18 protein-coding genes are annotated in these 17,834 nt (G+C 73.3%); 13 read left to right on the plus strand and 5 right to left on the minus strand.

The window, feature by feature from the left end:
• Positions 1-126 precede the first annotated feature (126 nt).
• Entirely contained in the window at positions 127-1,542 is a 1,416-nt protein-coding gene (gene aztD, locus Q0967_RS06735) for a zinc metallochaperone AztD (RefSeq protein ID WP_298748353.1), read from the plus strand.
• Here aztD and Q0967_RS06740 read toward each other — a convergent pair.
• Positions 1,524-1,934, minus strand: coding sequence for an SRPBCC family protein (locus Q0967_RS06740; protein ID WP_298748351.1), 411 nt, complete (start codon positions 1,932-1,934; stop codon positions 1,524-1,526). The two genes, aztD and Q0967_RS06740, sit on opposite strands and share 19 nt — an antisense overlap.
• 140 nt (positions 1,935-2,074) lie before the next feature.
• Here Q0967_RS06740 and Q0967_RS06745 point away from each other — a divergent pair, with 140 nt between their 5' ends.
• The 4 genes from Q0967_RS06745 to pyrE all read left to right on the plus strand — a co-directional run bounded on the left by Q0967_RS06745 (position 2,075) and on the right by pyrE (position 5,886).
• Entirely contained in the window at positions 2,075-2,875 is an 801-nt protein-coding gene (locus Q0967_RS06745; protein WP_298748349.1) for a deoxyribonuclease IV, read from the plus strand.
• 86 nt (positions 2,876-2,961) lie between these two features.
• Positions 2,962-3,747, plus strand: a complete 786-nt coding sequence (locus Q0967_RS06750; protein WP_298748347.1) for an SDR family oxidoreductase — start codon at positions 2,962-2,964, stop codon at positions 3,745-3,747.
• Complete coding sequence (locus Q0967_RS06755; RefSeq protein ID WP_298748345.1) at positions 3,744-5,138, plus strand: glycoside hydrolase family 15; 1,395 nt, start codon at positions 3,744-3,746, stop codon at positions 5,136-5,138. Before Q0967_RS06750 ends, Q0967_RS06755 begins: the two co-directional genes overlap by 4 nt.
• Positions 5,139-5,337: 199 nt before the next feature.
• Positions 5,338-5,886, plus strand: a complete 549-nt coding sequence (gene pyrE / locus Q0967_RS06760) for an orotate phosphoribosyltransferase (protein ID WP_298748343.1) — start codon at positions 5,338-5,340, stop codon at positions 5,884-5,886.
• An 86-nt stretch (positions 5,887-5,972) separates the two neighbouring features.
• Here pyrE and Q0967_RS06765 read toward each other — a convergent pair whose 3' ends face one another.
• The gene (locus tag Q0967_RS06765; protein ID WP_298748341.1) at positions 5,973-7,535 is read right to left on the minus strand and encodes a hypothetical protein; all 1,563 of its coding nucleotides are present in this window, start codon (positions 7,533-7,535) and stop codon (positions 5,973-5,975) included.
• 129 nt (positions 7,536-7,664) lie between these two features.
• On the opposite strand from Q0967_RS06765, the gene Q0967_RS06770 reads away from it, so the two are divergent.
• Together Q0967_RS06770 and Q0967_RS06775 are read left to right on the plus strand one after the other, a co-directional pair.
• Positions 7,665-8,318 carry an RNA methyltransferase gene (locus tag Q0967_RS06770; protein WP_299449529.1) on the plus strand — a complete coding sequence of 218 codons (654 nt, stop codon included), beginning with the start codon at positions 7,665-7,667 and terminating at the stop codon, positions 8,316-8,318.
• A 4-nt stretch (positions 8,319-8,322) separates the two neighbouring features.
• Entirely contained in the window at positions 8,323-9,126 is an 804-nt protein-coding gene (locus Q0967_RS06775) for a transglutaminase family protein (RefSeq protein WP_298748337.1), read from the plus strand.
• Positions 9,127-9,135: 9 nt separating this feature from the next.
• On the opposite strand, the gene Q0967_RS06780 is transcribed toward Q0967_RS06775, so the two are convergent.
• From Q0967_RS06780 to Q0967_RS06790, 3 genes are read right to left on the minus strand one after another with little or no spacing between them, the layout of a single operon-like run.
• On the minus strand, positions 9,136-9,978 hold the full coding sequence (locus Q0967_RS06780) for a transglutaminase family protein (protein ID WP_298748335.1): 843 nt from the start codon (positions 9,976-9,978) through the stop codon (positions 9,136-9,138).
• Positions 9,978-10,910, minus strand: a complete 933-nt coding sequence (locus Q0967_RS06785) for an alpha-E domain-containing protein (protein ID WP_298748333.1) — start codon at positions 10,908-10,910, stop codon at positions 9,978-9,980. The genes Q0967_RS06780 and Q0967_RS06785 overlap by 1 nt, the downstream gene beginning before the upstream one ends.
• Positions 10,904-12,517, minus strand: coding sequence for a circularly permuted type 2 ATP-grasp protein (locus Q0967_RS06790; RefSeq protein WP_298748331.1), 1,614 nt, complete (start codon positions 12,515-12,517; stop codon positions 10,904-10,906). The genes Q0967_RS06785 and Q0967_RS06790 overlap by 7 nt, the downstream gene beginning before the upstream one ends.
• 83 nt (positions 12,518-12,600) lie before the next feature.
• On the opposite strand from Q0967_RS06790, the gene fbaA reads away from it, so the two are divergent.
• The 6 genes from fbaA to Q0967_RS06820 all read left to right on the plus strand — a co-directional run bounded on the left by fbaA (position 12,601) and on the right by Q0967_RS06820 (position 17,828).
• Positions 12,601-13,629: a class II fructose-bisphosphate aldolase gene (gene fbaA / locus Q0967_RS06795; RefSeq protein ID WP_298748329.1), complete on the plus strand. Its 1,029-nt coding sequence runs from the start codon at positions 12,601-12,603 to the stop codon at positions 13,627-13,629.
• The gene (locus Q0967_RS06800) at positions 13,626-14,042 is read left to right on the plus strand and encodes a DUF3151 domain-containing protein (protein WP_298748327.1); all 417 of its coding nucleotides are present in this window, start codon (positions 13,626-13,628) and stop codon (positions 14,040-14,042) included. Before fbaA ends, Q0967_RS06800 begins: the two co-directional genes overlap by 4 nt.
• A 171-nt stretch (positions 14,043-14,213) precedes the next feature.
• Positions 14,214-15,176, plus strand: a complete 963-nt coding sequence (locus tag Q0967_RS06805; RefSeq protein ID WP_298748325.1) for a hypothetical protein — start codon at positions 14,214-14,216, stop codon at positions 15,174-15,176.
• Between the two features lie 72 nt (positions 15,177-15,248).
• Complete coding sequence (locus Q0967_RS06810; protein WP_298748323.1) at positions 15,249-16,547, plus strand: adenylosuccinate synthase; 1,299 nt, start codon at positions 15,249-15,251, stop codon at positions 16,545-16,547.
• A 91-nt stretch (positions 16,548-16,638) separates the two neighbouring features.
• A complete protein-coding gene (locus tag Q0967_RS06815; RefSeq protein ID WP_298748321.1) occupies positions 16,639-17,106 on the plus strand; it encodes an SRPBCC family protein in 468 nt (155 codons plus the stop codon).
• 71 nt (positions 17,107-17,177) lie between these two features.
• Positions 17,178-17,828, plus strand: coding sequence for a maleylpyruvate isomerase family mycothiol-dependent enzyme (locus tag Q0967_RS06820; protein ID WP_298748319.1), 651 nt, complete (start codon positions 17,178-17,180; stop codon positions 17,826-17,828).
• Positions 17,829-17,834 lie beyond the last annotated feature (6 nt).

Here is a 17,834-nt window from a genome sequence, read left to right on the forward strand (position 1 = left end):
GGCGGGCCGCGCCGGCGTCGTGGGTGGGTGCTGCGGGCGCGTCGCCCCGTTGGTCGAGGAGGTCCCGACTTGACCTACGGGCTGGAATTGATAATGATTCCCACCATGCATAGAAGACTGCTACCCATGACCGTGGCCGCCTCCCTCCTGCTCGCGGGGTGCGCCACGGAGTCCACGACGTCCGGCGGGGGGAGCGAGGAGCAGGAGACCGACGCCGCCAGCACCGGGGGGGCCGGGTCCGAGGACTCCGAGGAGACGACCTCCGAGGAGGAGTCGACGGAGGACGCCGAGGGCGGGTCCGAGGCGGCCTCGACCGTCGAGGCGAGCGGCCCCAGCCCGCGGCTGGCGGTGACCTACGACGGTGGCGTCATGGTCCTCGACGCCCTGTCGCTCGAGGTCGAGGGGGAGATGGAGGCCGAAGGCTTCGTCCGGCTCAACCCGGCCGGTGACGGTCGGCACCTGTTCCTCACGGAGGGCGACTCCTTCCGGCTGCTGGACGCCGGGACGTGGAGCGAGCCGCACGGCAACCACAGCCACAGCTACACCACCGCGCCGCAGCTCACCGACCTCGCCGCCGAAGGCTCGCACCCCGGCCACGTGGTCCGGCACCATGGCACGACCGCGCTCTACTTCGACGGCGCCGGCCGGATCGACATCCTGGACCCCGCCGAGCTGGACGCCACCGCGAGCGAGCTCCCCATCACCGAGTCGATCGAGGTGGAGGACCCGCACCACGGCGTCGCGGTGCGCCTGGAGGACGGGTCGATGCTGCAGACCGTCGGCACCGAGGACGAGCGCACCGGCGCCATGGTCACCGGGCCCGACGGCGAGCAGATCGCCCTGACCGACGAGTGCCCGGGCGTGCACGGCGAGACCGTCGCCGAGGACGAGGCCGTCGTGCTCGGCTGCGAGGACGGCCCCGTCGTCTTCTCCGACGGCAGCTTCGCCAAGGTGGAGGCGCCGGACGACTACGCCCGGACGGGCAACGTCGCCGGCTCCGAGGAGTCGCACGTCGTCCTGGGTGACTACAAGGTGGACGAGGACGCCGAGCTGGAGCGCCCGGAGCGGGTCGCCCTCATCGACACCGAGACGGCGCAGATGCAGCTGGTGGACCTCGGCACGTCCTACAGCTTCCGTTCCCTGGCCCGCGGCCCGGAGGGTGAGGCCCTCGTCCTCGGCACCGACGGCGAGCTCCAGGTGCTCGACCCGGAGAGCGGCGAGATCACCGAGGAGATCCCGGTCGTGCAGGAGTGGGAGGAGCCGATGGAGTGGCAGCAGCCGCGGCCCACCCTGTTCACCATGGGGCAGTTCGCCTACGTCACCGAGCCCGCCTCCAGCGAGATCCACATCGTCGACCTGGCCACGATGGCCGTCATCGACTCCGCCACCGTGCCGCACGAGCCGAACGAGCTGTCGGGCGTCACGGGCGACGTCGAGCTGGAGCACGCGCACGAGGGTGACCACGACCACGAGGGCGAGGACCACGACCACGAGGACCACGACCACGAGGCGAGGACTCCTGATCAGGGTCGCGTGATCTGACGCACGGCACGCAGGTATGCCGTTCGTACGGCCGGGGACGCCAGCGCCGCGAGGGCGCCGGGCACCCCGGCCACGGCATACTCCTGCTCCCACCTGAGCCGGGTGTCGGCGCCGGCCGGGCGCAGCGTCACGTCGATGTGGCCGGTGAGGGGGCGGCCGACTTTCGCGATGACGGCGTGGCCGTGGGGCTCCCAGAGCCGCACGACCATCTCGTCGTCGATCCGGACGGGACCGAGGCGGGTCCTGGCGACGAAGCCGGCACCCGGCCCGAGCGGGCCACCCGTCGTCGTGGTGAGGGGGATCGCGGCCGTGTGCCGGTCGAGGTCCCACAGCCGCTCCCACACCTGCGCGGGAGCGCCGGGGACCAGCACGTCGAACCAGAACCGGGCCATGCGGCCAGCCTAGGGCACCCCGCGCCACCCGCCGCCTGCACAGGACGCGTGCTCCGTCGACACCGGACGCGTACACCGGACGACGCGGTGGTCCGGTGTGGCCTGACCGCGCGTCCGGTGCCGTGCCTACGATGGTGGCCATGAGCACACCGGCCCTGGGGGCGCACGTCGACCAGACCGACCCGATCGCCGAGGCGCAGGCCCGGCGGGCGCCCCTGGTGCAGTTCTTCCTCGGTGACCCCCAGGGCTACCAGGGTCCTGAGATCCGGTATGCCGGCGGCGCCGCGGCGCTGCGCGCGGCCGCCGAGGAGGCCGGGGTCGACCTCTACGTCCACGCCCCCTACATCGTCAACGTCGCCACCCTCAACAACCGCATCCGCATCCCGTCGCGCAAGCTGCTGCAGCAGCATCTCGACGCGGCCACGGAGATCGGCGCGAAGGGCCTCATCGTGCACGGGGGCCACGTCAACGCCCAGGACGACCCGGAGAAGGGGTTCGACAACTGGCGCAAGGCCGTGGAGTCGCTGACCTTCGGGGTGACGCCGCTGCTCCTCGAGAACACCGCCGGGGGCGACAACGCCATGGCCCGGCACCTGGAGCGGATCGCCCGGGTCTGGGAGGCGATCGGGCGGGCGGAGGGTGCCGAGCACGTCGGTTTCTGCCTGGACACGTGCCACGCCTGGGCGGGCGGCATCGCGCTGGACGGGGTCGTGGACCAGGTGCGCGCCATCACCGGACGCATCGACCTCGTGCACGTCAACGACTCCCGGGACGCCGCCGGCAGCGGCGCCGACCGGCACGCGAACCTCGGCGCCGGACAGGTCCCGCCGGACGAGCTGGCCGACGTCGTCCGAGCCGCCGGCGCGCCCTCCCTGGTCGAGACCCCGGGCGGCGCCGACGAGCACGTCACGGACCTCGACTGGCTCCGCGAGCACCTCTAGCTGACGCACGCCGGGCTCGCCCACCGGACGTGCCCCGCGACGACCTGCCGGGCGCGACGGGGGAGGCCCCGGCATACCCTGAGCCCATGGGAACAGCGCTGGTGACCGGTGCCTCGGCCGGACTGGGACGGGAGTTCGCCGCACAGCTCGCCGGGCGCGGGCACGACCTGGTGCTGGTGGCCCGGGACGGGACGCGGCTCACCGCGCTCGCGGACGAGCTCATCGCCCGGCACGGGGTGGCCGTCGAGGTCCTGCCGGCCGACCTGTCCGACCGGGCGGCGCTGGGCCGCGTCGCCGAGCGCGTCGCCGACCGGGACCGCCCGGTCGACCTGCTCGTCAACAACGCCGGGTTCGGGAGCCGGCGCGGCTTCGTGCGCGGTGATCTCGCCGAGGAGGAGGCGGCCCTCGACCTCATGGTGCGAGCGGTCATGGTGCTCTCGCACGCGGCCGGCGGCGCCATGCGCGAGCGTCGCCGGGGAGCGATCCTCAACGTCTCCTCGGTGGCCTCCTTCGCGGTCATGGGCCACTACTCGGCGATCAAGTCCTACGTCACCGTCTTCTCCGAGGCCCTCGCCACCGAGCTCGTGCCCCACGGCGTCACCGTGACGGCGCTGTGCCCCGGTTTCGTGCACACCGAGTTCCACGACCGTGCCCGCATGAACATGTCGCGGCTGCCGGACGCCCTGTGGCTGGACGCGGCCGACGTCGTGCGTGCTGGGCTCGACGACGTCGCCCGCGGCACCGTGGTCTCGGTGCCGTCGGTGACCTACCGGTCCCTCGTCGGGTTCCTGCGGGTCGCGCCCCGCCGGCTGACCCGCAGGGTCGCCGGGTCCCTCGCCGCCCGACGGCGCCCCCGCGACCCCCAGGGATGACCCGCCGCAGCCGGTGGGCCGCCGCCCTCGCGGTGCTGCTCGCCTGCGGCGGGTCCCTGGTCTGGCAGGGCAGCCACCGGCAGGTCTCGCTGCACCAGGAGGCGGTGACCCGCGACGCCTGGGGGCGGCTGGTCGAGGTGGCACCCGGGCGGTCGGCCGACGGATGGCTCCCGCTGTCCGCGGACCCCGAGACGATGCCCCTCGAGGTGTCCGTGCTCGCCGCCCGCGAGGCCGGGCGACAGGGGTGGCTCGCCTCCGGGTGGCTCCCAGACCCCGCCGACCCGAGGGCCGGGATGGTGCGTGCCGCGCTGGCCGACCTGCACACCCTCACCGCGCCCACCGGCACCGCACCCGGCGCGGTGCTCGCCGGTGCCTCCCCGGCCTGGCAGTACGTCTGGCCCCGGGACGCGAGCTGCGTGGCGGTGGCGCTCGCCCGCACCGGGCACCAGCAGGACGCGCTCCTGACCCTGCTCCTGCTGCAGGACCTGCAGGCCGACGACGGCTCGATGCAGGCCCGCTACCTGCCCGTGGGGGACGGCACGGTGCCGGACGACCGGGAGCCGCAGGAGGACGGGCCGGGGTGGGCGCTGTGGGCGGCCGCCGCGGTGATCGAGGAGGGTGTGCCGTCGCCCGGTGACGACGGCGACGCCGGTGACGCCGGCGGCGGGCCGGCGACGGGCCGCCGCGAAGGAGCAGGTGGGCAGCAGCAGGTGGCCGGGCTGCTGACCCCCCTGGTGGTGCGCTCGACCGGGCGCCTGCTGGACCGGCTCGACCCGGGGACGGGTCTGCCCCGGCCCTCCCCGGACTACTGGGAGCGCCCGGAGGACGAGGTCACGCTGGCCGTCGCGGCGACGGCTCTCATGGGTCTGGAGGCGGCGTCCGACCTGCACGCCTCGGGGCTGGTGGGCGAGCAGGCGTGGCGCTCGGGCGGGGTGGACCCCGGCCTCCTGGCACCGGCGGCCGCCAACCTGCGGGCGCAGATCGGGGACTCGTTCGGGCCGCGGTTCCCCCGCCACGTCGGTGGACGCCCGGACGCCGCGGTGACCCTGCTGCTCCCCCCGTTCGTCGACGTGCCGGTCCCGGGGGCGGACGAGGCGCGGCTGCGGGCGCAGGAGGCCCAGCGGCGTCCGGCCGGAGGGGTGGCGCCCGGGGCGGGGTGGCGCAACGACGGCGTCTCCTGGACCCCGCAGACGGCGCTCCAGGCGGTCGCCGCCGCGCACAACGGCCACCCGCTGGAGGCCGACCGCTGGCTGGACTGGCTGGACGCCCACCGGACGGCGGCCGGAGCGCTGCCGGAGAAGGTGCTGCACGACGGCGACCCGGCGGCCGTGGCCCCGCTGGGCTGGACCGCGGCCCTCGTGCTCCTCGCCGCGCGAGCCCCCGCGCCCTGACCGTCTCCGTGCCCGGAAGGGTGCGACTGCACCGGGTATGTCGTGGAATCGCCCTGGCGGGCGACATATCCGCTGCAGTCGCGCACCACCGGACGCGGGATCGGGTCGCACCGGACGTCCTGACGGACCAGAGGAGCGGCCCCTCGGGCGGCCCGGTCGCCCACGGGGACCGGTCGGGACGCTGGCTAGGCTGGGCGTCATGACCTCACGCGACCGGCTGCTCCGCCACATCACCGACCTGGCCGTGGTGCACGGCCGGGTGACGCTCTCCTCCGGAGCGGAGGCCGACTACTACGTCGACCTGCGCCGGGTCACCCTGCACGGCGAGGCCGCCCCGCTGGTGGGCGAGGTCATGCTCGACCTCGTCGACGACCTCGCGGTCGACGCCGTCGGGGGGCTGACGATGGGCGCGGACCCGGTGGCCGTGGCCATGCTTCACGCCGCCGCGCAGCGGGAGGGGCCCGCTCTGGACGCCTTCGTCGTCCGCAAGAGCGAGAAGGCCCACGGTCTGCAGCAGCGGATCGAGGGCCCAGCGCTCGCGGGCCGACGGGTCGTCGTCGTCGAGGACACGTCCACCACGGGCAGCTCGCCGCTGACGGCCGTCGAGGCGGTCCGTGAGGCAGGCGGCGAGGTGCTCGCCGTCGCGGTCATCGTCGACCGGGACAGCGGTGCGCGGGAACGCATCGAGGAGCAGGGCGTCGAGTACCGCGCCGCCTACTCCCTGGCAGACCTCGGCCTGGCGGACTGATCCTGACGGGCTGAGCGCCCCGGCGGCGGTGCTGGTGCCGCCGCGGCCCTCAGCCCCAGCTGCGGTGCTGGTGGCCGCCGCGGCCCTCAGCGCCGGCGGCGGTCCCAGTGTGCGAAGCCGGCGGCGCGCGCCGCGTCCTCGCTCTCGAACCACACCTCCGCCCGCACACCCTCGTAGCTGGGCGAGTCAGGGGTGTGGAAGAGCATCGAGCCGGTGTTGCCCTTGACCGACCAGCCGGCCGGACCGGTGCCGTCCTCGAGCGGCTCCGCGGACCCGGACCCGTAGATGGACTCGGCGAAGACCGCAGCGCCGACCTCGGCCTCCGACGGCGGCTCGTCGGCCAGGGGGGCCTCGGTGGGGTGCTCCTCGGCGACAGGCTCCTCGGCGACGGGCTCCTCGACAACAGGTGCCTCGACGACGGGCTCCTGGACCACGGGCTCCTGGGCGACGGGCTCCTCGACGACGGGCTCCTGGACGACAGGCTCCTCGACGACAGGTGCCTCGCCCGTGGGCTCGGTCGGCGGGACGTCGGTGGGGGCGGTGTCCGGGGTGCCCCAGGTCTCGTCCTGGCGCTGGTCGGTGCCCACGGCCTCGGTGGGTGCGCTGTCCGGAGTGACCCACGTGTCGTCGTGACGCTCGTCGGCGACGGTGGTCTCGGTCGTGGAGGCCTCCGGGGCCGACCAGGTGTCGTCGGCGACGGGGGCGTCGGCGGGGGCGGTGTCGGGGGACTCCCAGAGGTCCTCCCGGTGCTGGTCCTCACCCGGGCTCGCCGCGCCGGCAGCACCGGCCGTGCCCGCGGCGCGCGCCGTGTCCGTGCCGTCCCACGCGTCGTCCTGGGCCGACGGCTCGTCCTCGACGGGCGGCTCGTCGGTGAGGGGGGACACCGACCCGTCACCGCCGGGGTAGACGTCGGTGGCCGAGCCGCGGTCCTCGCGCACCGAGCCGTCGTCGTCCAGGACGACGGCCTGCCCCTCCTCTGCGCGGTAGGTGGTGGCGTCGTCGCCGACCGGGTACTCCTCGGCCCCGGGGGTGTCCTGCGAGGCGAGGACCTCGTCGGCGGTGAGCGGCTCGGTCGAGGGCTCCTGCGCCGCGGCCGGGTCGGTGAACTCGGGCGCCTCGGCCTCGCGCGGTGCCCCACCCTCCTCGACGACGGCGGGCTCGTCGGCGATGTCCTCCTCGTCGACCGGCTGGTAGGCCTCCTCGTGCTCGTCGGCGACGTCCTGGTCGTCCACCGGCTGGTAGGCCTCCTCGAGGGAGCCGTCCTGCTCGTCCACCACGGGAGCCTGAGGCTGCCCGTGGGAGCTGTCCTGCTCGTCGAGGACGGGGGCGGAGGTGTCCTCGACCACCGGCTCCACCGGCTGCGCGTCGTAACGGGACTCGGTCGGCGCCACCTGCCCGTCCTCGGCGCCGGCCCGCACGTCCTCGGTCCCGGCGGGCTGCTGGTGGACCTCGGTCCCTCCCACCGGCTCGGCCAGGGGTGCCGGTCCGGTCTCGCCGTGGTCCTCGCCGCCGGCCAGCTCGTCGTGGTCACGCGCGTCCAGCGCCCCCGCGCCGTCGCCGTCGTCGCCGGGGCGGCGCAGCAGCCAGAAGACGACGATGCCGACGAGCACCAGCAGCAGGATCAACAGGATCCAGGTGGTGGAGTCCATGGTGGTGCCTCCGTTCGGCGGCCCGGTGCGGCCGCATGTCGGTCGGTGGCGGGCTGGTGCCCGCGACCGACCCCACCGTAGTGCGAAACACGCAGGTCGGCCATGGCAGAGCGCCGCCGCGGTGCCACAATGCTGCGCGTGAGCGAGTCGACGGATCCCCCGGTGGGCGTCGGTCCGTGGGAGGGGCCGTGGCCGACCCAGGAGTCGGGCGACCTGCCGGCCCACCTCGACCCCCACCTGCTCGAGGCCGGTGACCGCCGCAACGTGCTGGACCGCTACCGCTACTGGCGGCTGGAGGCGGTGGTCGCCGACCTGGACACCCGGCGCCACGGGTTCCACGTGGGGATCGAGAACTGGGGTCACGACTTCAACATCGGGTCGGTCGTGCGCACCGCCAACGCGTTCAACGCGGCGGCGGTCCACATCGTGGGCCGGCGCCGCTGGAACCGGCGCGGTGCCATGGTGACCGACCGCTACCTGCACGAGCACCACCACGCCGACGTCGCCGCGCTCCTGCGCTGGGCGAGGGACCGGCACCTGCCCGTGGTGGGTGTCGACAACGTGCCGGGGTCGGTGCCGCTGGAGGGGTATGCCCTGCCCCGGGACTGCGTGCTCCTGCTCGGGCAGGAGGGTCCCGGGCTGAGCGCGGAGGCGGTCGCCGGATGCGTGGACGTGGTGTCCATCACCCAGCACGGGTCCACCCGCTCCCTCAACGCCGGGGCGGCCGCCGCGATCGTCATGTACCACTGGGCGCTGCAGCACGCCGGCGACCTGACACCATGAGCGGATGCACCGACACCTCTCCGCCGACCTGACCGCCACCGTGACGTCCCCGGTCGAGGCCACCCTCGGGGTGACCGTCGCCGAGCAGGTGACGCGCCACGACGAGTCCTTGTCCGTGACCCTGGACGGCCAGGACGTCGAGGTCCACGACGTCCTCGACGAGGTCTCCGGCACGCGCTGGCACCTCCTGCGGGACGTGCCGGCGGGTGAGCTGAGCATCAGCTACACCACGACGGCGACCGACGGCGGTGCGGTCGCCGGGGTGAGCCCGCTGGAGCGCATCCGCTACGTGCGCCCGAGCCGCTACGTCGACCTGGACCGCCTGGAGGCGGTGGCCAGGGCCGAGGTCGGCGACGTGACCGGTGAGCAGGGGGTCCTGGACGTAGCCGGCTGGGTGCACGACCACGTCCGCTACGTCGTCGGGTCCTCGACGGTCACCGACGGCGCCAGCGACACCTACCTCGCCCGCCGGGGCGTCTGCCGCGACTTCGCCCACCTGACGCTCGCGCTGCTGCGGGCGCGCGGCATACCGGCACGGCTGGTCGCCTGCTACGCCCCCGGTCTCTCGCCGATGGACTTCCACGCCGTCGTCGAGGCCGCGGTGGAGGACCGGTGGGTCGTGGTCGACCCCACCCGCCTGGCCCCGCGACCCTCCCTCGTGCGGATCGGCGGGGGCGCGGACGCCAGCGAGACGTCCTTCCTCACGGTGCACTCCGGCGGCCTGACCTTCAACAGCCTGCAGGTCAGCGCGGTCGCCGACGGGGACCTCCCCGCCGACGACCACCTGGGCACCGTGACGATCGGCTGACCGCCCGGGTCAGGACCGCAGGGCGGTCAGCTCCACCTCGACGAACATCGAGCTGCTCTTGGTGCCGGTGTAGATGCCCCGCAGCGGCGGCACGTCGCCGTACTCGCGGCCGCGGGCCACCTCCACGTGGCGCCCTCCGGGCTGGATGGCGTTGGTCGGGTCCATGCCGACCCACTCCCCGTCCCACCAGCGGACCCACGCGTGCGACTCCCCGGTGTAGGGGGTGCCGATCTCGGGCTCCCGGGCTGGCAGCAGGTAGCCGCTGACGTAGCAGGCGGGGATGCCGACGGCGCGGAGGCAGCCGATGGTGAGGTTGGACATGTCCTGGCACACGCCGGAGCGGTTGGCCCACGCCTCGGACGCGCGGGTGTGCACCCCGGTCGAGCCGGAGACGTACTCCATCTCGTCGTGGATGAGCTCCACCACCTCGTGGGCGCAGTCCCCGGGGGTCCTGCTGCGGCCGGCGATCTCCTCCACCCGGGCCTTGAGCTCGGCGGGCGGCTCGACCATGGGGGAGGTGAGGAGGTACTCGCTGAGGTCGTCGAAGACCTCCGGGTCGCGCACCTCCTCCCAGCTCAGCCCGTGCCCGGTGACCTCGGGGCGCTGCACGTCGACGGTGGCCGAGGCCGTGACCGCCATCCGCGGGTGCGGCTCGTGCACCTCGAACTGGGTCACCGTGGTGCCCCAGTAGTCGGTGTAGGTGTTGGTCCACGCCGTGGGCGAGATGTCGACCTTGGTATGCAGCACCGCCTGGTGCAGCGTCGACCGCGGCGACATCCGGGCCTCGTTGAAGGAGTGCGAGGCCATGCCGGCGTACTCGTAGCCGGTGCGGTGCACGATACGGAGCAGCATCAGCGCACCCCCGCCCGCCAGACGGACGCGCCGGCGCCGTCGAAGTAGTGGTCGGACACCGCGTCGTTGACCGCGCTGCAGGTGCGCTGCAGCCGGCTCATCCGCTCGGGCAGGTGGGCCATGGTCTCCTCCAAGGATCCGAACTCCAGCTCTGCACGGGCCCGACCGAGGGCGCGCAGCGCCTCACCGGTCAGCCCGACCCGACGGCCGCCGGTGGTGGCCTCGAGCGAGGCCAGCGCGTCCTCCGCGGCCTGCAGGGACACCAGCACCGACCGGGGGAACATCCGGTCCAGCAGGAGGAACTCCGCCGCCTGTGCATCGGTCGCCGCGCCCCGGTAGGTGCGGATGAACGCGTGGTGCGCCCCGCAGGCGCGCAGCGTCTGCGTCCAGGCGTAGGGGCTGTCGGCGTTGTAGGCCGCCGACTCGATGATGCGCGAGGTCATGTCGACCCGCTCCAGCTGGCGACCGAGCATCATGTACTGCCAGCCCTCGTCGTGGGTCATCGTCGTGTCCGCGATGCCGCCGACGACCGCGCAGCGTTCCCGGACCAGCTGGCAGGCGCGGTGCGCGGGCACGTGCTGGAGCCGGTTGCCGCGCATCATGTTCCACGTCGTGTTGACCGCCTCCCACATCTCCAGGGACACCGTCTCCCGGGACCGGCGGGCGCTCTCACGGGCGCCGTAGAACGCGGCCACCATGGAGGTGAGGGATGTCTCGTCCCAGCCCAGCAGCTGCAGCACCGTCTGGTGGTCGGGGCTGGCTGCGCCGTCGATGCCCATGACCCGCAGCAGGACCTCGCTGGTGGCCTCCTCGTCGACGACCGGGTCCTCGAGCAGGAGGGTGAGGTGCACCTCGAGCAGGCGCGAGGTGTCCTCGGCGCGCTCGAGGTAGCGGCCGATCCAGAAGAGCGACTCGGCGATGCGGCTCAGCACGTCGCCACCTCCTCGTCCGCGAGCTGGTGCTGTTCTCGCTGCTGCTGCTGCTGTTGTTGTTGCTGCTGCTCCTGCTCGGCGGGCTCGGCCTCCGAGCGCTTGAGCGCCACCTGCGGGGCGGTGCCGACCTGCACCTGACGCTGGGCCCGGGGCTCGACCCGGGTGCGCCGGCCGTCGCCCGAGAGCACCCAGGTGTCCTTGGAGCCGCCGCCGCGGCTGGAGTTGACGATGAGCTCGCCCTCGCCGAGCGCGACCCGGGTGAGGCCGCCGGGCAGGACCCAGACCTTCTCCCCGTCGTTGATCGCGAACGGGCGCAGGTCGACGTGCCGCGGGCGCAGCCCGTCCTCGACCATGGTCGGCACGGTGGACAGCTGCACGACCGGCTGGGCGATCCAGCCGCGGGGCGAGGCGCTGACCGTCGTGCGCAGCTGGTCCAGCTCGGCCTTGCTCGCCTGGGGCCCGATGACGATGCCCTTGCCCCCGGACCCGTCCACCGGCTTGAGCACGAGCTCGTCGAGCCGGTCCATCACCTCCTCGCGGTGGGTGGGGTCCTCCAGCCGCCAGGTGTCGACGTTGGGCAGGATCGGCTCCTCGCCCAGGTAGTAGCGGATGATCTCCGGGACGTAGGAGTACATGAGCTTGTCGTCCGCGACGCCGTTGCCGACCGCGTTGGCGATGGTGACGTTGCCCGCGCGGGCCGCGTTGAGCACCCCCGGGCACCCGAGCACCGAGTCGTTGCGGAAGGCGACCGGGTCGAGGAAGTCGTCGTCGACCCGGCGGTAGATGACGTGCACCGGCTGCAGCCCGTGGGTGGTGCGCATCATGACGCGACCGCCCTGGGTCACCAGGTCGCGGCCCTCGACGAGCCGGCAGCCCATGAGACGGGCCAGGAGCGAGTGCTCGAAGTAGGCCGAGTTGTAGGGGCCGGGGGTGAGCACGACGACCTCGGGGTCGGTGATGCCGGAGGGGGCCGCCGCCCGCAGGGCGCGGAGCAGGCGGCTGGGGTATGCCGCCACCGGCCGGATGCGGTGCGTCCCGACGACCTCGGGCAGGGTCGAGGTCATGGCCCGGCGGTTGGTGAGGACGTAGGACACCCCGCTGGGGATGCGCACGTTGTCCTCGAGCACCCGGAAGGCGCCCTCGCCGTCCCGGATGAGGTCGATGCCCGAGACGTGCACCCGCACCCCGTTGCCGGGCTGGATGTCGAAGGCCACCCGGTGGTAGTGGTTGCTGCTGGTGACGATGTGCCGGGGGATCACCTTGTCCGTGATGATCTGCATCGGGCCGTAGATGTCGGCCAGGAAGGCCTCCAGGGCCTTCACCCGCTGGGCCACCCCCGCCTCCACGTGCGACCAGGTGTCCGCCTCGATGACCCGGGGGACGATGTCCAGCGGGAAGGGCCGTTCCTCGCCCTCGAAGTCGAAGGTGACGCCCTGGTCGTGGTAGCTCTTGCTGACGTACTCGCCGCGGTTGCGGACGTCCTCGAGGCCGAAGGTGTCGAACTGCGTCGAGATCTGCTCGTAGCCGGGCCTGACGCCTCCGTCCGTGGTGACCGTCTCGTCATAGATGGACGGCGTGGTCGGGTAGTCGGTGAACGCGCCAGTCATACCGCAACCCTAGAGGAGACCACCCGCTCGCTGTGGAAGCATGGGTGGCGACCTGACGTCACCGCGTCCCGAGGAGGACCACCATGCCCATCGCCACCCCCGAGGTCTACGCCGACATGATCGACCGGGCGAAGGCCGGCAGCTTCGCCTACCCGGCCATCAACGTCAGCAGCAGCCAGACCTTCAACGCCGCCATCCAGGGGTTCGCCGAGGCCGGCTCGGACGGGATCATCCAGGTCTCGACCGGAGGAGCGGAGTACTGGTCCGGCCAGGGGGTCAAGGAGATGGTGACCGGGGCCATGGCCTTCAGTGCCTTCGCCCACGAGGTCGCCAAGAAGTACGACGTCAACATCGCCCTGCACACCGACCACTGCCCCAAGGACAAGCTCGACGGCTTCGTCCGGCCGCTGCTCGCCGCGTCGGTCGAGCGGGTCAAGGAGGGCGGGCTGCCCTACTTCCAGTCCCACATGTGGGACGGCTCCGCGACGCCGCTGGACGAGAACCTGCAGATCGCCGAGGAGCTGCTGGAGCAGTGCCGCCAGGCCAAGATCATCCTCGAGGTCGAGATCGGCGTGGTCGGGGGCGAGGAGGACGGCGTCGCCAACGAGATCAACGACCAGCTCTACACCACCCCCGAGGATGCGGTCGCCACGATCGAGGCGCTCGGCACGGGCGACCAGGGCCGCTACCTCGCGGCCCTGACCTTCGGCAACGTGCACGGCGTCTACAAGCCGGGCAACGTCAAGCTGCGTCCGGAGGTGCTCCAGACCGCCCAGGAGGCGGCCGCCAAGGCGCTCGGCCGCGACGCCGAGAGCCGCCCCTTCGACCTGGTCTTCCACGGCGGCTCCGGCTCCAGCGCCCAGGAGATCTCCGACGCGGTCGACTACGGCGTGGTCAAGATGAACATCGACACGGACACGCAGTACGCCTTCACCCGCCCCGTCGCCGGCTTCATGCTCAGCAACTACGAGGGCGTGCTCAAGGTGGACGGCGAGGTCGGCAACAAGAAGCAGTACGACCCGCGGGCCTGGGGCAAGGTCGCCGAGAACGCGATGTCGGCGCGCGTCGTCGAGGCCTGCGAGAACCTGCGCTCCGCCGGGACCCACCGGTGACCGGCGGCATCGGGTCGACCGACCTGCTCGGCATCCCGCCGACCGAGCTGCCCGAGGACCCCGCGGCCCGGGTGCTGGCCGAGGGCGACCCGCGGGCGGTCGCCGCGGCATACCCCGGATCGTGCCTGGCCTGGGCCATGCTGGCCGAGGACGCCCTGCACGAGGGGGACGACGTGTCCGCCTACGCCTTCGCGCGGACCGGCTACCACCGGGGCCTGGACCAGCTGCGCCGGGCCGGGTGGCGCGGGCAGGGGCCGGTGCCCTGGGAGCACGAGCCCAACCGGGGCTTCCTGCGGGCCCTGGCGTCCCTGGCCGCGGCGGCGGGTCGCATCGGCGAGACCGAGGAGCAGCACCGGTGCACGGAGTTCCTCCGGGCGTCCTCGGCGACGGCGGCGCGCGAGCTCGGCTGCTGAGCCGACGGGGGGTTGCGGGCGGCGCCCGGGTCCGTGACCGCCCCGGGTGCCGCCCGCTCCCCATGAGTCGGATCGATCGCGTCCCCTGACGTGCGGTCCGACCAGGACATCCAAGCACGCTGGCGCGCGCGGGGCTGTCCCATGGCTGCCAGTGGCTCTATGCTGCCATAGATGAATGCTCAACCACAGACGGTCGGGCTGTCCGCGGAGGCCGAGCAGCTCTACCGCCACGTCCTGCGCTCGGCCCCCGCCACCCTGCCGCAGCACGCCGAGGCGCTGGGGTGGCAGCTGCGCCACGCGGAGCGCGTCATGGGGGACCTGGAACGCCTGCGTCTCGCGCGGCGGGTCCCCGACGACCTGGTGAAGGTGGACGACCCCCGGGCCGGCGTCGGTCGGCTGCTGGACACCGAGGAGGCGGACCTCGACGAGCGGCGACGGCAGCTGCTCAGCCTCCGGGAGTCCCTGGAGAGCTTCGAGTCCGACTACCGCCGCGGCCTGCAGCTCTCCGGCCCGCGGGTGCCCCCCTGGGAGCAGGTGGCGCCGTCCGAGGCGGCGTCGGTGGTCGAGCACCTGTCCCGGACCTCGCGCGGATCCATCCTCCAGGTCACCACCGGACCGGCTCACGACGAGGGGGTCCGGCGTCGGTGGGAGGAGGCGGCCGGCAGCGGACGCGAGCTGCGCGCGATCTTCCCGCTGTCGGTGCTGACCGACCCGCAGTGGCACTCCTTCGCCCAGCAGCGGGCCCGGGCGGGGGAGCAGCAGCGCTATCTCGCCGACGACGCGATCGGGGTGGAGTTCGGCATCTTCGGCCGCTCCGGGGTGATGCTCAAGGAGGCGGGGGAGGACGCCGACCACCTGCTCCTGCGCCCACCGGCCATCATCGACGCCTTCAGCACCCTCTTCGACGAGCTCTGGCGGCGGGCGGAGCCGCTGCTGGCCCGGGACGCCTCGGCCCAGGACGTCAAGCTCCTGGAGCTGCTCTCCCTCGGCTTCAAGGACGAGGCGATCGCGCGGCAGATGGGCCTGGGCCTGCGCACCGTGCGGCGCCGGATCGCCGCCCTCATGGAGGAGCACGGATCGGACACCCGCTTCCAGCTGGGGCTGGCGGTCAGCCGACGCGGGCTCGTCGACTGAGTCGTGGTCGGGGCAGGGCAGGGACGTCGATAGAGTGAGGCGTCAGCAGCCCCGAGAGGAAGGCATTCAGCCATGCCAGCGATCGTCCTGGTCGGCACCCAGTGGGGTGACGAGGGAAAGGGCAAGGCGACCGACCTGCTGGGCTCCGACATCGACTACGTCGTGAAGTTCAACGGGGGCAACAACGCCGGCCACACGGTGGTCATCGGGGACCAGAAGTACGCCCTGCACCTGCTGCCGAGCGGGATCCTGTCCCCGAACTGCACGCCGGTCATCGGCAACGGCGTCGTCGTGGACCTGGGCGTGCTCATCGAGGAGCTGGACGCGCTGGAGGTGCGGGGGATCGACACCTCGCTGCTGCGCATCAGCGCGAGCGCGCACGTCATACCGCCCTACAACCGGGTGCTGGACAAGGTGACCGAGCGTTTCCTGGGCAAGCGGCGCATCGGCACCACCGGTCGCGGCATCGGCCCCACCTACGCCGACAAGATGAGCCGGGTCGGCATCCGCGTGCAGGACCTCTACGACGAGTCCATCCTGCGGCAGAAGGTGGAGGCGGCCCTCGAGGTCAAGAACCAGATGCTGCTCAAGATCTACAACCGGCGCGCCGTCGAGGTCGACGAGGTCCTGGACGAGCTGCTGCGGCACGCCGAGCGCATCCGCCCCATGGTGACCGACACCGTCCTGGAGCTCGGGCAGGCGCTGGACGAGGGCCGTACCGTCCTCTTCGAGGCGGGGCAGGCCACCCTGCTCGACGTGGACCACGGCACCTACCCCTTCGTCACGTCGTCCAACGCCACCGCCGGTGGTGCCTGCACGGGGTCGGGCGTGCCCCCCACCCGGATCGACCGGGTGGTCGGGGTGTTCAAGGCCTACACCACCCGGGTGGGCGAGGGACCGTTCCCCACCGAGCTCGAGGACGAGCACGGGGAGCACCTGCGCACGGTGGGGGCGGAGTTCGGCACGACCACGGGCCGGCCGCGCCGGTGCGGCTGGGCGGACGTCGTCATCGGGCGCTACGCGCGCCGGGTCAACGGGCTGACCGACATCGTGCTGACCAAGCTCGACGTCCTCACCGGTCTCGACACCATCCCCGTCTGCGTCGCCTACGACGTGCAGGGGGAGCGCGTGGAGGAGATGCCGGTCAACCAGTCCGATGTCCACCACGCGCGCCCGGTCTACGAGGAGCTCCCCGGCTGGAGCGAGGACATCACCGGTGCCCGGGAGTTCGACGACCTCCCCGAGGCCGCGCAGCGCTACGTGGAGCGTCTCGAGGAGCTCATCGGCACCCGGATCTCGGTCATCGGCATCGGGCCCGGCCGGGACGAGGTCATCGTGCGGCACGACCTGCTGGGGCGCGGCGAGGCCTGACGCCCCTGGTGGCGGGACCCGCCCCAGGGGAGGCGTGGCCGGCTGCTCCTGAGCCGGAGGGACCGCAGCGGCGAGGGCTACCCTGACCCCCATGGACGTCACCGTGGGCACCACCTTCGACGCGCCGCGACCGCTGGTCGCCGCGGTCTCCGGTGACCCGGACCAGGCGCTGCGGTGGTACGCCAACATCCGGTCGGTCCGCTGGCAGGGCCCGGCCGAGGTGGTGGTGGGGGCCCGGGTCGACTTCGTGGCCCGCTTCCTCGGGCGCCACCTGGCCTACACCTACGAGATCGTCGACCTGGTGCCGCAGGAACGGATGGTCATGCGCACCGACGACGGGCCCCTGCCGATGGAGACGACCTACTGCTGGTGGGATGAGGAGCCGGGGGAGGGGGGTCGCCCGCGCACCGGGATGAGCGTGCGCAACGCGGGCCGTCCCTCGGCGATGACCACCCTCGCCTCCGGCGCGGTGACCCTCGGCATGAAGCGGGCCATGCGGCGCGACCTGGAGCGGCTGCGCCTGGTGCTGCGGGAAGAGCTCGGCGTACCGGACGCGTAGTAGGCCCGCACCGATGAGTCCGGGGCGTCCGCCCGGTCCCACCACCGACCTGACCACGACCACGACGAGGTATGCCTGTGCCGGACCGGACGACGACGAGGGACCTGTGGGCGGCGGTGCACGCGGAGCGTGCGGCGCTGGCCGACCAGCTGAGCACGCTCGACGACGAGCAGTGGGCGGCGCCGAGCCTGTGCGGCCGCTGGAGCGTGCGGGAGGTGGTGGCCCACCTGACCGCCGCGGCCAGCGTGGGGCGGGTGCGGTGGCTGACCAGCGTGCTGGGCGCCCGCTTCGACGTCGACCTGCACAACCAGCGGCGCCTCGTCGAGCACCTCGGCGCGTCCCCCCAGGACACCCTGGCCGGTCTGCGGCGGGTGGTCACCAGCACCACGGCGGCATCCGGCCACACCCCGGCGTGGCTGGGCGAGGTCGTGGTGCACGGCCAGGACATCCGCCGTCCCCTCGGACTTCCTGCCACGACGCCACCCGGGCGGGCGGAGACGGTGGCGCGCTTCTTCGCGTCCCGCGACTTCACCGTGCCCAGCCGCACCACCGGTGAAGGGCTGCGACTCCGGGCGGACGACAGCGGTCTGGACGTCGGGACGGGCCTCGAGGTCGTCGGTCCCACCGTCGCGCTCACCATGGTGCTGGCCGGTCGAGCAGCCTTCCTGGAGGATCTCAGCGGCCCCGGTGTGCCGACCGTGGCCGGGCGCATCGCCGGCTGAGCCGAC

Source organism: uncultured Serinicoccus sp. (assembly GCF_947500995.1).
Classification (GTDB): domain Bacteria; phylum Actinomycetota; class Actinomycetes; order Actinomycetales; family Dermatophilaceae; genus Ornithinicoccus.

Coding starts and splice junctions, on each gene's coding strand:
- aztD (WP_298748353.1), top strand. CDS start 127: ATGACCGTGGCCGCCTCCCTCCTGCTCGCGGGGTGCGCCACGGAGTCC.
- Q0967_RS06740 (WP_298748351.1), bottom strand. CDS start 1,934: ATGGCCCGGTTCTGGTTCGACGTGCTGGTCCCCGGCGCTCCCGCGCAG.
- Q0967_RS06745 (WP_298748349.1), top strand. CDS start 2,075: ATGAGCACACCGGCCCTGGGGGCGCACGTCGACCAGACCGACCCGATC.
- Q0967_RS06750 (WP_298748347.1), top strand. CDS start 2,962: ATGGGAACAGCGCTGGTGACCGGTGCCTCGGCCGGACTGGGACGGGAG.
- Q0967_RS06755 (WP_298748345.1), top strand. CDS start 3,744: ATGACCCGCCGCAGCCGGTGGGCCGCCGCCCTCGCGGTGCTGCTCGCC.
- pyrE (WP_298748343.1), top strand. CDS start 5,338: ATGACCTCACGCGACCGGCTGCTCCGCCACATCACCGACCTGGCCGTG.
- Q0967_RS06765 (WP_298748341.1), bottom strand. CDS start 7,535: ATGGACTCCACCACCTGGATCCTGTTGATCCTGCTGCTGGTGCTCGTC.
- Q0967_RS06770 (WP_299449529.1), top strand. CDS start 7,665: ATGCTGCGCGTGAGCGAGTCGACGGATCCCCCGGTGGGCGTCGGTCCG.
- Q0967_RS06775 (WP_298748337.1), top strand. CDS start 8,323: ATGCACCGACACCTCTCCGCCGACCTGACCGCCACCGTGACGTCCCCG.
- Q0967_RS06780 (WP_298748335.1), bottom strand. CDS start 9,978: ATGCTGCTCCGTATCGTGCACCGCACCGGCTACGAGTACGCCGGCATG.
- Q0967_RS06790 (WP_298748331.1), bottom strand. CDS start 12,517: ATGACTGGCGCGTTCACCGACTACCCGACCACGCCGTCCATCTATGAC.
- fbaA (WP_298748329.1), top strand. CDS start 12,601: ATGCCCATCGCCACCCCCGAGGTCTACGCCGACATGATCGACCGGGCG.
- Q0967_RS06805 (WP_298748325.1), top strand. CDS start 14,214: ATGAATGCTCAACCACAGACGGTCGGGCTGTCCGCGGAGGCCGAGCAG.
- Q0967_RS06810 (WP_298748323.1), top strand. CDS start 15,249: ATGCCAGCGATCGTCCTGGTCGGCACCCAGTGGGGTGACGAGGGAAAG.
- Q0967_RS06815 (WP_298748321.1), top strand. CDS start 16,639: ATGGACGTCACCGTGGGCACCACCTTCGACGCGCCGCGACCGCTGGTC.
- Q0967_RS06820 (WP_298748319.1), top strand. CDS start 17,178: ATGCCTGTGCCGGACCGGACGACGACGAGGGACCTGTGGGCGGCGGTG.